10 protein-coding genes and 1 pseudogene are annotated in these 12,933 nt (G+C 67.6%); 4 read left to right on the forward strand and 7 right to left on the reverse strand.

All coding sequences use genetic code 11. The features are described 5' to 3' along the window. Positions 1-77 precede the first annotated feature (77 nt). On the forward strand, positions 78-326 hold the full coding sequence (locus NGR01S_RS11135; RefSeq protein ID WP_063036100.1) for a cold-shock protein: 249 nt from the start codon (positions 78-80) through the stop codon (positions 324-326). Between the two features lie 1,000 nt (positions 327-1,326). On the opposite strand, the gene NGR01S_RS11140 is transcribed toward NGR01S_RS11135, so the two are convergent. Then, positions 1,327-2,238: a helix-turn-helix domain-containing protein gene (locus NGR01S_RS11140; protein WP_063036101.1), complete on the reverse strand. Its 912-nt coding sequence runs from the start codon at positions 2,236-2,238 to the stop codon at positions 1,327-1,329. A gap of 138 nt (positions 2,239-2,376) precedes the next feature. On the opposite strand from NGR01S_RS11140, the gene NGR01S_RS11145 reads away from it, so the two are divergent. Both NGR01S_RS11145 and NGR01S_RS11150 read left to right on the forward strand, forming a co-directional pair. Further along, positions 2,377-3,282, forward strand: coding sequence for an MBL fold metallo-hydrolase (locus NGR01S_RS11145; RefSeq protein ID WP_063036327.1), 906 nt, complete (start codon positions 2,377-2,379; stop codon positions 3,280-3,282). A 54-nt stretch (positions 3,283-3,336) separates the two neighbouring features. Then, positions 3,337-4,776, forward strand: coding sequence for a carboxylesterase/lipase family protein (locus tag NGR01S_RS11150; protein WP_063036102.1), 1,440 nt, complete (start codon positions 3,337-3,339; stop codon positions 4,774-4,776). Between the two features lie 16 nt (positions 4,777-4,792). Here the strand turns inward: NGR01S_RS11150 and NGR01S_RS31935 are convergent, their stop codons facing one another. The 4 genes and pseudogenes from NGR01S_RS31935 to NGR01S_RS33170 all read right to left on the reverse strand — a co-directional run. Next, positions 4,793-5,035 carry a hypothetical protein gene (locus tag NGR01S_RS31935; RefSeq protein WP_063036103.1) on the reverse strand — a complete coding sequence of 81 codons (243 nt, stop codon included), beginning with the start codon at positions 5,033-5,035 and terminating at the stop codon, positions 4,793-4,795. Positions 5,036-5,575: 540 nt separating this feature from the next. After that, a complete protein-coding gene (locus NGR01S_RS11165) occupies positions 5,576-6,535 on the reverse strand; it encodes an ABC transporter permease (RefSeq protein ID WP_245664525.1) in 960 nt (319 codons plus the stop codon). A gap of 43 nt (positions 6,536-6,578) precedes the next feature. Next, on the reverse strand, positions 6,579-7,160 hold the full coding sequence (locus tag NGR01S_RS32440; protein WP_373861408.1) for an ABC transporter substrate-binding protein: 582 nt from the start codon (positions 7,158-7,160) through the stop codon (positions 6,579-6,581). Positions 7,161-7,255: 95 nt separating this feature from the next. Next, positions 7,256-7,684: pseudogene (locus NGR01S_RS33170) on the reverse strand (ABC transporter substrate-binding protein); the annotation flags it as partial. 892 nt (positions 7,685-8,576) lie between these two features. Between NGR01S_RS33170 and NGR01S_RS11175 the strand changes: the two are divergent. Further along, entirely contained in the window at positions 8,577-9,359 is a 783-nt protein-coding gene (locus tag NGR01S_RS11175; RefSeq protein ID WP_063036328.1) for a hypothetical protein, read from the forward strand. Here NGR01S_RS11175 and NGR01S_RS11180 read toward each other — a convergent pair. Together NGR01S_RS11180 and NGR01S_RS33005 are read right to left on the reverse strand one after the other, a co-directional pair. After that, positions 9,337-10,569 carry an MFS transporter gene (locus NGR01S_RS11180; protein ID WP_307718771.1) on the reverse strand — a complete coding sequence of 411 codons (1,233 nt, stop codon included), beginning with the start codon at positions 10,567-10,569 and terminating at the stop codon, positions 9,337-9,339. The two genes, NGR01S_RS11175 and NGR01S_RS11180, sit on opposite strands and share 23 nt — an antisense overlap. 820 nt (positions 10,570-11,389) lie before the next feature. Continuing rightward, positions 11,390-12,853, reverse strand: coding sequence for an SDR family NAD(P)-dependent oxidoreductase (locus tag NGR01S_RS33005; protein WP_084480658.1), 1,464 nt, complete (start codon positions 12,851-12,853; stop codon positions 11,390-11,392). Positions 12,854-12,933: the final 80 nt, after the last annotated feature.

Here is a 12,933-nt window from a genome sequence, read left to right on the forward strand (position 1 = left end):
CGCGCGTCCGAGTCATACGCCGAACCGGACGAACTGTGCCTTCGAGTTGGAACCGATCGGGGAGACCGATCCGGCAGATGGACCGTGACGAAGTCCTTTCCAGCTTGTCGAACGGGAGGTTCGTTGTGGTCAAAGGAATGGTGAAGTGGTATGACGAGGCGCGCGAGTTCGGATTCATCGATGCCCTCGACGGCGGACCTGATTACCTAGTGGAAGCGGAGGACCTCATAGGGTGCGGGGGCCGGCTGTCGGCCGGCCGAATCGTCGAGTTCGATGTCACCGTAGTACCGAAAGGGCCCCGGGCACTACGGGTCCGGGCTGTCTGAGTGCTATCGAAGTTATCGACCGGTGGCGGTACAGGGGTCCGTGGCCGTTCCGCCCTCCGTCCACGCGGGGCGATCAAGTCGACGACGACGAACGGCGCTCGGCTCCTGCCGGGATTGGGGGGATGGAGGCCAGTTGGACGCCGGCCTTCGCCCCCCCTCAGATCGCCGGAGAGTTCGCGCGTCAATCCGAGAAAGATCAAAGCAGAACCGTAAAGGAAACCCTGCCGATTCGAACCCAGCTCTTCAACAGCGCGCTGGATCTCGTCAGCAGCAGGCATTCGTCGTGATGGCGGGAGGTAGGGAAAATGCTCGCTGGGTTGCCCATGGACCGCTGCAGTTGTTCCGCGGCTCCCATCAATACTGCTGCGCGCTCGGCTTCGCCCTGGTCGCATGTACCCAGCACAGCACTTCGAGAACCAATGCGGCAACGAACGGACTGGACATCTGTCGGTTCACCCGCAGGCCATTCTCGAGTAGTTCCATCGCCCATACCAGGCTGCCCTGCTGCCAAGGGCGAGGCTTATGCCCCACAACGCAGCAGACCGGAAAGTACTTCGCCACAGGCCTCGGTGACGGAAAGCAGCTTCTGATTACACTCGATGCAGGTATGGATAAATGGGTCCCGTTTGTGTGAAGGTCCGGCGGGCAACGTAACCCCAAAGCTCGCACCGCAGGGCGTGCGTCGTGGAGGTGAAGCCGTCGACAGGGCTGCCGCTCTTTTCCACGGCCACAATAGATTCCGTGAGGGCGACCGCACCAGTGAGTAGCGGGTAGGGCCCGCTCAACCATTCCTCACCGAGTAGCGGCTAATCGGCAGGCCAACCTTTGATGTCGGCGGCGGCATCGACCCGTTCCCGCGAGCTGTGCGACGTCCGCTCAGGTGTTCCCGGCCAGTACCGATGGAGCGCGGCCTCGGCGGCGTCGAAACACTCGGGAAAGGGTGTCGAGGAGGTCGTGGAGCTGCCGCAAGGCCGGTGCGGTGGGGCCCGGGGCTACGAGGTCACCGGGCGGCGGTGGAGCGGTCGGGCAGGGTCAATCCACCGCGCCGGCCGGACCGCTCCACCGCACTCGCCTGCCGCAGTAGGGCCATGGCCGCCTCCGACGGTGACCCGGAGGGCGTCGTGCACACCACGACGGACTGCCCCGGCGAACGCGCGAGGACGAGGGTCTGCTGGGTGACCGTCACCGTGCCGACGACAGGATGGCGCAGCTCGTAGGTGGCGGCGTCGCACGGCGTCACCCGGTGATCACCCCACAACGCCACGAACTCCGGGCTCTTCATCGTCAGCTCGCCGATCAGCTCGGCGAGCAGCCGGTCCTCCGGATGACGGCCGACGGCGATCCGCAGACTGCCCACGACCGCGCGCACCTTGCGCCGCCAGTCCCCGTACAGCTCTCGGCAGTGCGGGTCCAGGAACAGCATCCGGCTCATGTTCGGCCGGCGCGCGGGATCCTCCGGGCTCAGTGGGTCGACGTGGCCGGCGAGCAGGGCGTGGCCGAGCGGGTTCCACGCCAGCACATCCGTGCGCCGACCCAGGACGAGCGCCGGGACGCCGTCGAAGGAGCGCAGCAGGTCCCGCGTCTCGTCGGCGAGCTTCTCGGGGCGGGGCCTTCGCGCCTGCGGTACCCGGCGGGAGGCCCCGGCGAGGCGTTCCAGGTGGTCCCGCTCATGGTCGTCGAGCAGCAGGGCGCCGGCGATCGCCGCGAGCACCTCCGCCGACGCGCCACGGGACAGACCCTGTTCGAGCCGGGTGTAGTAGGACACGCTGACCCCTGCCAGCTGCGCCAGCTCCTCCCGGCGCAGCCCCGCCACCCGTCGGCGTGGCCCGAGATCGTGCAGCCCCACGTCTTCCGGGCGCAGCCTGGCCCGCCGTGCCTGCAGGAAATCGCCGAGCGGGCTTGGTCCGTCCATCACTCCACTATCCACGCCTACGGCTCCGCCCAGCCACACCCTGCCGGGGGTAGGACAAGGCGGGGCTGGCTGCCGCGCACGGACACGATCAGGCTCGACCTGGCCAGGGCAGCCGCCCCCGATTCACGAGGAGTGATCATGGATCAGATCGAGCTGGGTGACGTGACCGTCACCCGAGTCAAGGAGTACTACGGCTCCGTCGAGATGGGCCCCGCGGACTTCTTCCCCGACAGCCCCGACGGCGCCTGGGACGAGCACCGGAGCTGGCTCGCGCCGGACTTCCTGGACACCGGCAGCGGCGAATGCCTCTCGGCCATCCAGACCTGGCTGCTGCGCAGCGAAGGCCGCACCATCCTCGTCGACACCGGGGTCGGCAACCACAAGGACCGACCTTACGCGCCCGTCTGGAACCGGCTGGACACGAACTTCCTGGACAACCTCGCCGCCGCCGGTGTCCGGCCCGAAGATGTCGACGTCGTCATCAACACCCACCTGCACATCGACCACGTGGGCTGGAACACCTACCTCGACGGCCGGACCTGGGTGCCGACCTTCCCGAACGCGACGTACCTGATCACGCGGCAGGACTTCGACTTCTGGAACCCGGCCAACAACCACGAACCGCTGCTGGGGCGCGGCAACCAGAACGTCTTCGAGGACAGCGTCGCTCCGGTGCACGAGGCCGGGCTGATCCATCTGTGGGACGGCTCGTACCGGATCGACCGGAACCTCCGGCTGGATCTCGCGCCCGGCCACACCCCCGGGTCGTCCGTGCTGACCTTGGAATCGGGCAGCGACCGCGCGCTGTTCGTCGGCGATCTGGTGCACACCCCGTTACAGCTGGTGGAGCCGGAGACCAACTCCTGCTTCTGCGAAGACCCGGCCGGAGCCCGGGTGACCCGCCACAAGCTCCTCGGCCGCGCGGCCGAGGACAACGCGCTGGTCTTTCCCGCGCACCTCGGCGGCCAGGGCGGCGCCGAGGTCGAGCGCGACGGGTCGAAGTTCGCCATCAAGGAGTGGGCGGGCTTCTCCCGCATCGCCTGAGCCCGGTGGGGCCGGCCCCTGCCCCGCAGTAACCCGAGAGAGGAAGCATTTCCCGTGCCCCAGCAGGCAAATCCGATCGTAGAGACCCCGGCGGGCGCCGTGCGTGGTGTTCGTGACCGCTTCGGCGAGCTCTACCGCGCCGTCCCGTATGCGGCGGCACCCAGGGGCGCCGGCCGGTTCGCGTCACCGGCGTCCCACCCGGGCTGGTCCGGTGTCCGGGACGCCACCGCACCGTCGCCGACCGCGCCGCAGCCGGCCCGGGACTTCGGGCGGCTCGATATGATCCCCTACTTCGGTCCGGGCTGGGTGCGTGGCGAGGAATACCTGACTGTCGACGTCCGCACGCCCGGCGCGGACGGTGGGAAGCGGCCGGTCATGGTCTTCGTGCATGGCGGCGGGTTCGTCACCGGTTCCACCCGCGCCGCGCTCTACGACGGCCGGGCGTTCGCCCGCGACGGGGTAGTGCTGGTGACGGTGAACTACCGCGTCGGCATCCCCGGCTTCCTCGACCTGGACGGTGCCCCCGCCAACCGCGGGCTGCTCGACGTCCTCGCCGCGCTCGGCTGGGTGCGGGACACGATAGCTGCGTTCGGTGGCGATCCCGCGAACGTCACACTGTTCGGCCAGTCCGCTGGTGCGACCATCACCGGAGCCCTGCTGGCGACGCCGGAAGCCAAGGGGCTGTTCCGGCGCGCGATCATCCAGAGCGGCAGCGGCACCGGCGCCTTCACCCCCGAGCAGGCGCAGCGGGTCACCGCGGCGGCTGCCCGGGCGCTGGGCGTGCCGCCCACAGCGGAGGCCTTCGCCGAGATCCCGGACGAGAGGTTTCTCGAGATCTTGCCGGATCTCGCGGGGATCGACCTGCGGACCGCGACGGCTACAGACCCACTCGTCGAGCTGAGCCCGTTCTCCCTGGTCCTGCCCGTGCAGCCGGCCGACGCCCTGGCGGAGGGGCCGGCCGGAGAGGTCGGCCTGCTCATCGGCACCAACACCGAGGAGGGCCATCTCTACCTGGCACCGCAGGGCAAGCTGGAGTCGTCCACGGGCGACGATGTGCTCGCAGTCGCGGCGACGGTCGGCGCGGACCCCGCCGCCGTGGTCGCGGCTCATCGGGCGGCCCGGCCGGGGGCGACGCCGGGCGAGTTGCGCTCCGCGGTGTTGGGCGAAGGCCTCTTCGGGGCCGGCACCGCTCGGATGACCGAGGCCCACGCCCGGCTGTCCGGTGGCCGCACCCACGTGTACTCGTTCGGCTACCGCTCGACGGCTTTGGACGGCCGGCTGGGCGCCACCCACACGGTCGAGCTGCCCTTCGTGTTCGATATCGCCGATGAACCGTGGCTGCACGGCGACGCCGGTCTGCTCGGTCCCGACCCGGCGCCCGCCGGGCTAGCGGCCCGCGTGCACGGCGCCTGGGTCGCCTTCGCGACCCACGGCGACCCCGGCTGGGCCGCGTACGACCCGCGGTGGCCGCAGGCGGAAGCCCTGGGTGGCTGAACGATACCCATCGTTCTCACCGCGACGTGCCGGACAGCGCCCGGGTCCGCGGACCGCCCGCCTCCGCCACCGGCCGACGGCCGCGGATTCTGCGGAGCAGAGCGAGGAGGACCGACCGCAGCGCCTCGGCCCGACGGCTGGAGGGGACGAACATCTGCTGTTTGAGCCGCGCGGTGCGCTGGTGCTTGGTGATGAACGGACGCAGGCCGGTTTCCCAGGCTGTCCAGCGCGGCGCCCCCGCGAAGCGAGGACGTGGCACCCATGCCCGAGTAGAGGTTCATGCACCACGCCGCATCCCCCACCAGCACGACCCGACCCTTGCTCCATCGTGGCATCCGCACCTGGTGCACCGAGTCGAACAGGTGGTCAGGGGCCTCTTCCAGGGAGTCCAGGGCGTGTCGCACCACGGGACTGGACCCGTGACCCGATGCCTGCCGCCAGACAGCCGCGGCGGCGCGCCGGATATCGGCGATCACCGTCTCGGTCCCCAGCGAGATCTGGGCACCATGGACTACCCGGCTCGAGAGATCTCGCCCGAGTGGGTCGGTGCCCAGTATGTGCGCGGCCTGCTGGAAGGGGGGTATCGAGTACCGGTCGGTGATCTCTGCCGGATCCGGTAACGGGAGTACCGGTGCGGCCACGGCGGCGAGCGTGATCGCGATGAGCCAGACAGTTCCGGCGAGGGCAGCGATATTGCGACGCCGACCACGGCGAGCGGGCGTACCGGCCGCAGCCGGCCGGTCCGATGGCGATTCCGGTGTGGTATGGCCCGATACGGCCGGTTTGTCGGTGGTTGTGCTCATGACGTTCTCACTCTCGGGTCGAGCACGGGGTAGGCGAGGTCGACCAGCGCGTTGATCAGGACATACGCCACGGCGACCACCAGGACGATGCCTTGTACGAGCAGATAGTCCCGGGAATTGATGGCAGTGATCACGAGCGGCCCCAATCCGGGCAGCGCGAAGATCGATTCGACGATCACCGTCCCGCCGATCAACCGGCCCATCGACACACCGAGGACGGTGAGCAGGGAGAACGCGGACGGGCGTAATGCGTGCACGAAGAGGATTCGGCGGGTGGGAATGCCCCGAGCGCGCGCCGACAGGACGAAGTCCTGCTGCAGTGTCGCGACCATATCGTTGCGGAGCAACCGGATGAAGGCGACGGCCTCGATGGCGGCGAGTGTCGCGACGGGCAGTATCAGACCACTCAGGTGCGGCCCGAGACCCTCGGACAGCGGCGTCCATCCCAGTACCGGTAGTGCCTGCAGGGATACCGCGAACACGAAGACGAGCAGGACTCCGAGCAGGAAGCTGGGAATCGAGAGAGTTACCGAACACAAGAATGTCGTGACCCGATCCGCTGCGCGGCCCGGACGGTAACCCGCCCAGACACCGAGCGGAACAGCGATCACCAGCGCGACCATTATCGAGAGCCCCGCCAGCTCCAGCGTGACCGGGAGTCGTTCGAGGATGGCGTCGGTGACCGGCACCTGCGACTGCATCGATCGACCGAGGTCGCCCTGCAGCGCCGAGCCCAGCCATTCGAAGTACCGCTGCAGCAGGGGGCCGTCGAGGCCGAAGCGTTCGGCCGCGGCAGCGCGCATCTCCGGCGTGGCGCCTTCTGGTAGCAGGGTTGCCAACGGATCGCCGGGGATCATCTCCAGGAGCAGGAAGGTCGAAATACTGACCAGGGCCAGTACGGCGAGCAGTTTCGAGAGGTACGCGGCGAACACGCGCCGGGTCACCGCTCTGCCCACCGGTGTAGTGCCGGATAGGCGCCCGAGCTTTTCATATCGAATTTCACTCCTGTATCCAGGCCGATTCCGGGCGCATCCAGTACTGGTACGCCGGTTCGACGCCGTAGACCTCCGGACGGAGCAGCAAGCTCGTCCTGGAGGGCCGCCAATATCGGTAGGCGGTGGTGGCCACGAGTTCCCGGATCGCCGTCCGGTAGGCCTCGTCGACGACAGCGGGGTCGCTGGAGGTGTGGGTCAGCTCCAGCGCCCGGTCCACGGTGGGGTTCGAGTATTTCGCCGGATTGCCGGAGCCCTTCGTATGGAATATGCGGTACAGGTTCTCGGGGTGCGCGGTGCCCAGCGAGGAGAGGATCAGATCGTAGTCACCGGAAACCAGCGCGCTCGCGTAGCCGGCACCGTCGCGCGGTTCGATGACGAGCTCGAGGCCGTCCGCCTGCTGGAGTTGTGCCTGCAGGACTTCGGCCACCCGGGTCAGAATCGGACTACCCGCGGTGGTGATATACGACAGGACGACCTTCTCACCGCCGTGCCGGGCACGGTAACGGTCGACGAGCTGTTGCGCGCCGTCGACGTCCTTCTCGGGCCATTTCGCGGCCTCGTCGAAGAGCGGATGCCTCTCCGGCATGAAGTAGTCGGCGCCCTCGTCCCCGGGGAAGGCCGCTGCACTTCGTCGGCTTGTAATGCGTTGTAGCGCTGGTCGTCGGCGGGGATCGTCTTGTAGACGAATCTGTCCAGATACGGTCGTGGGCTGTCCCAGTAGCCTGAGTTGCGTTCGAGAACCAGCTCGGTGCCACGGGCCCAGGAGGCGAAGACGAACGGCCCGGCGCCCACCGGGGCGTTGGCGAAATCCGCGCCCTCGCGTTCGATGGCAGTGGGAGAACCGACGAACGCGAGCGATTCGGTGAGCTGATAGGGAAGTTGGTGGTTGACCTCTGTGGAGGTCACCGCCAAGGTCGAAGCGTCGAGGACCCTCCAACTCATGGTTCTCGCCGCGGCCCTGCTGGGGGAGAGCATGCTCGGGTCCAGCGCGCGTTGCCAATTGAAGGCCACCGCCGCGGCATCGAACGGGGTGCCATCGGTGAAGGTGACGCCGGGGCGGAGTTTCAGCGTCCAGTGCTTCCCGTCCTGGCTGGTGAACGATTCCGCCATACCTGGTACGACTGAACGGGTTTCGGGGTCGTAATAGAGCAGGGCGCCGTAGATCGCCTGACAGGGACCCACACCGATACCGATGGCGCAGGTCACCGGGTCCACGGATTGGGCCTCGGTATTCCAGGCCAGCGTCACCGTTCCCCCGTGGCGGGGTTCGCCGGCCGGTTGACGTTCCACGGTGGTCAAGCCGGCACACGAAGTGAGCAGCAGTATTCCGGCAGCCACCGCGCCCACGGAGGAAGTCACGCGGTCTCGGATTCTCAACGAATGACTCCTTTGTCATGGTGAAGCGGCAGTACCGCGGATCGTGCGCCGTCGGTCGGTGTCGGAAGTGTCGGCGCGGCGGTCCAGAGGCCGCACCGGGCGGTCGGCGCATGAATGGGGCGAATTGCCGCGCGGGGTGATTTCTGTGATCACTCCGCGGGGCTGAGAGAATTACGCCATCGGTCACCGTCTGTGACCAGAGCGCGTTCCGTTGAGCGGGAGATGGGACGAAACCGTCGGTGAATGAGCGTAGAGACGGCCGGTAAGCCTCGATTCCGTCGAGGAGCTGATCGACCACGATCCCGCGCCCGGTCCGGCGGCCAGGCTGCACCGGCCGTACAGGCGCCGTAAAACGCGCCGATCAATGACCGGGCGACCACCTGGGGGATGACGTTTTCATCGCCGCGAGAGCGCGTACTCGGAGATTTCGGTGCCCGTTCAGTGGAAAGACCCTCGGACGCGCCGCCCGTGCTCGCGTCATGATCGACGTCGACGAACGGGTACACCCGTGATCGGCTGTCCGGATATTCGGCGGTCGGCACAGTGCGTGCCTCCGGCGGTGCCGGCGGGGCGGTTCGACCGACACCACCTGGAAATCATTCATCGAATCGGATCGGCAGGCCATATGTTCTCGGAACGCGCGTTCTTCTCCTTCATCGATCTCACCGATCCCGGCGTACATCGTGAATACAACGAATGGCATCAGCTCGACCACCGGCCGGAGAACCTGCTGCTGCCCGGCGTCGCCTGGGGGGACCGCTGGGCGCGTCCGGCCGAGTACACCGCTCTGGACAGGTCGTCGTCTCAGGCACTCGCGGAGATCGACTATGTGGCCATGTACTGGTTCCGCTCACCGTACGCGGAGAGCGTCGCGGCGTGGACGAAACTGGGCGAGGATTCCTTCCAGTGGGGCAGGGGCCCGCAGCTGCCCGGGGTCAGGCGACCGCTGCTCGGATTCTTCACACCTGTCAAGGGATACGCGGCCCCGCGTATCGGGGTGTCGGCGGAGGCACTGCCCTTCCGGCCCAACCGCGGGCTACATCTCACTGTCACCCACTTCGTGGAACCGCATGCCGCCGATGTGCACGAGCAGTTCCGGTGGGAAGACCGCGTCGGCATTCCCGCCCTGCTCGACCTGCCCGGAGTAGCGGGTGCGTGGACCTTCTCTCTGCATTCCTTACAGAAACATCCCACGCTGCCCCTCGGTGCCGGGAATCGCGAGTACGCGCCGGGGTCGGTTCGTATCCGGATGCTGTACCTCGACGAGGACCCCGCCGAGGTGACTCGCTCGGTCGTGGAGTGGGAGCAGAACTCGGCCACCGCAGGTGACGGTTCGCCGCGGGCGGCGGTCGGGGAGAAACTCTTCGACAGTCCGCTGCGGACAATCATCCCCTGGCAGGATTGGTGACGGTCCGCCCGGCCCGCCGGCCGATGATCAGTAGGACGGCGGTGAGACCGGCCGCGGCCGCGGTGGTACCGGCTGCGATCCAGAACATCGCAGTGAAGGCCGTCGATCCGGGATAACGGTGGGTACCGACCTCGACGGTCCAGATGCCGGCGGCCGCGGCCATGGTGGCGCTGGCCGTCGAGGTACCCACCGATTGGAGCAGTGCGCTGATGCCGGTGGCCGAAGCCGAGCGTGTGATCGGAACCACGGTCATGATCAGGGTGGGAACGGCGGCGATCGTCAGGGACAGGCCGAGGCCGACCACGACCGCTCCCATCAGCATCTGCCACGGTTCCCGGCTGAAGGGGACACGGAGCGCGAACGCGATCGACAGCTCGGTCGCCGCCACCAGAAGTACCGATTGCGGGCCGAAGCGCGCGATGGCGCGCGCAGCGACCGGCGCCGTGGCTATGCCGACGAGAGCTATGGGCATGAGCCAGAATCCCGCCTCCAGAACACTCAGACCCGCCCCGAAGCCGGTCGCGGTCGGTAGCTGCAACAGCTGCGCGGTGATCAGGATATTGCTGAACAGTGCGAACCCGATGAGCAGCGCACACAGGTTCACCAGCAGCAATGGCGGACGCGCCGCCGCCCGGAGGTCCACGAGAGGCGCTCGGGATCGAAGTTGCAGAGGCACCCACAGTACGAAGAGAAGGACGCTCGTCGCGGCGAGGAGCAGCGTCGCACGGCTGGTCCAGCCCCACTGCCCGCCCTTGGACAGGGGTAACAGCAGGGTCGTGAGCGCGCCGGCGAGCACGACCGCGCCGAACAGATCGAACCTTTCCCGAGGGTGTGGCGGTGAAGGAGGGACGACCTTCGCGACGACCAGCGTCAGCACCGACCCGGCCAGGGCAACCGACCAGAAGATCCAGTGCCAATTCAGGAACGTGACGATCGTGCCGGACAACGGCAACCCCGCCGCGGCACCGATGCCCATCGAGGCGCCCATGGTGGCGACCCCGCCGGGTACTCGCCGCGGAGGCAGTACATCGCGCATGGTCGCCATCGCGACGGGAACCAGCGCCAGGCCGCATCCCTGGGTGGCACGGGCGAGTACCAGCGGGAGCAGCGCGTCACTGAGCGCGCCGAGCACCGACGCGGCCACCACGAGCAGCAGCGTGAGCACGATCAGGCGCTTCTTGCCGAACATATCGGCGAGGCGGCCGATCAGCCATCAGGTACCCACAGGCGGCGAGCACCACCACGGTCCCCGTCCCCGCCCGCGCCGTGGCATCCGGCGCCAGGCCGGGGGCCCGATCAGGGGGTGCACCGGAGCGCCGGGTACTCACCATCGGCCGAAGTCCGTTCGCCGCGTGCGATGGTCGAAGCGGGAAGTCGGTGGCATCGTCTCAGAATCGATACAGGTGGCGGTCGCGGCAAGGATTCGCACCGCTCAGTGGAAACCTGCCCGCATCGTGCCGCTGAATGGGACGCTCCCCGGCCCGGCGTCGCCGATATGCCATCTTGTGACTCGGCCCATGGTCGTCGCGCCGGCCCTGTGGGCAGGCCCGCACACGGCGGGTAGCGGTGCCGATGTGGTCCGGGTGGTATGGACCCCACGGCGGATCGGACCGGAATATCGAGACGCATTCCGTGCGCAACCGGATATCGGTGAGTGCAGAAGGACGGATAGTCGTGACCATACCCAACGAAGAACGCAGCGCCCGTCGACAGGACACCCAGAGTGGGGCGGCACATGGGGAGAGCGTTGACGTACATGTACGAATCCGGCTGTCCGGGTTTGCTTTCGAGTATGTCATCGCGGCAGCAGGGGTCGGCAATTTGATCGCCGACTGGAAGCGGCAGCGGTGGTGCAGTGCGATCGAATTGTTCTCGGCGCCGACCTCGGGTGTACCCCGGATACCGTGTGAACGGCTGTACCTGGGCCGTTGATCCGATGGTGGTGCAGTCTGTCGCTGTTGCCGGGAAGACATCGGGCCGGGCGAGAGGCAAGGGAACCCGGCGCCGCGCCCGGCCGGACGGCCCGGTGATCAGCCGATGTTGTCGGTGATCGCCGCCTCCGCAGGCAGCGGCTGGGTTATGGACCAGAGGGTGCGGGAGTGACAGGTGCTCATCCGCCACCCGCCGTTTTCGAGTACGTAACGGTCGTCGTACTCGATGGCCGCGAGAGTTTGTGTCCGGGCACGCAGATCGAGTTGGGTGAAGCGCAGCGTCCAGGATCCGACGGCTTCGGTCGCGGTGAGCAGGGCGATGTCCGGCATCATGCCGTGGTGCATATCGAGGATCCGGTGCCCGCCTTCGTGTGTGCTCAGGGCGATATCCCGGAACACCTGAGCCAACCCGTCGGCGTCGAAGCGGCCGAGTGGGCCGAAATCGATATCCGCACCGGTCTCGACGAAACACGCGCGAATGCCCGCGGGGTCCTTGGCATCGCAGGCTCGCCAATATCGATACTTCAAACGTTTGATCGCTTCGATACGGTCGTGGTCGCCGAGGGGTATCCGGTCGGCACCTGTGTCCTCCGGCTCGCCGCTCTGCTTCGGACCGTTCCGGGTGACGACCTTCGTGTGAGCTTCCTGGGCCCGGGAAGCCCGTTGCTCGAGGAAGGCGGCGTAGGTGGGTGCCACCGCCGGGAACTCCGACGGCGCTCCGAGCCACTCCCGATAGGACGGTGGGACCGAACCGTCGATATCGGTGACCCCGTACTCGCTCGCCAGTTCGGATCCCCAGTAGGTATGTCCGGTGCGGGCCATCACAGCCGGATCGTCGGCCAGAGCTTTGATGATCCGGCCGGTCAACTCGGGTGATTCGACACCGGGGAACAGGGTGCCGACCATTCGATCGGCGCCGAGCTCGCCACGCTGGAGCTGTTCGGAGTCCAGAACACCCATCCAGATCGAGACGACCGCGACACCGTGCGGGCGGAACTCTTGCGCCATATCGTGGGCCAGCTTGTCCGATCCGGCTTTCCCGGCCCCGTACACCGGGCCGTGTACTCCGGGGAGGTAGGTGCGTGCCCCTGGAGAGGAGGTGTGCACGACCAAGCCGCCGCTGTGTATCAGCAGCGGTGCCGCGAAGTAGGCGGCGACGAAATGGGATCGGAGGCCGACATCGAGCGGCTTCAACTCCTCGGCCAGTGATCGCTGCCAGAAAGGCTGACCTGGCGTTTCGGGTGGCGCGGAGAGCGCGGTGGCATTGTTCACCAAGATATCGAGCCGCCCGTGCTCATGTCCTATCCGTTCGAAGAGGGCGCGAACCTCCGCTTCGTCGCCGTGGTCGCAGATCACCGGGATACCCGTACCGCCGCGGGCCGCGATGTCTTCGGCCGTGCGGTAGATCGTGCCGGGTAATCCGTCGGCGCTGTGCCCCTCCTTCCGAGTGCGGCCGGTGACATAGACGGTCATACCGGTCTCGGCCAGAGCCAGAGCGATTCCTTTGCCGGCGCCGCGCGACGCTCCGGTAACTACTGCGACGCGGCCGTCGGTCGCGCTCACCGCGTGGTCCCTCCGTGCATGTGCCGTCCTTCCCGCGTGGTTCTGTTCCAGATCAGCGTGCCTGTGCTGTCGGATTCCGG

It is taken from the genome of Nocardia grenadensis NBRC 108939, assembly GCF_001613445.1.
Lineage (GTDB): Bacteria > Actinomycetota > Actinomycetes > Mycobacteriales > Mycobacteriaceae > Nocardia > Nocardia grenadensis.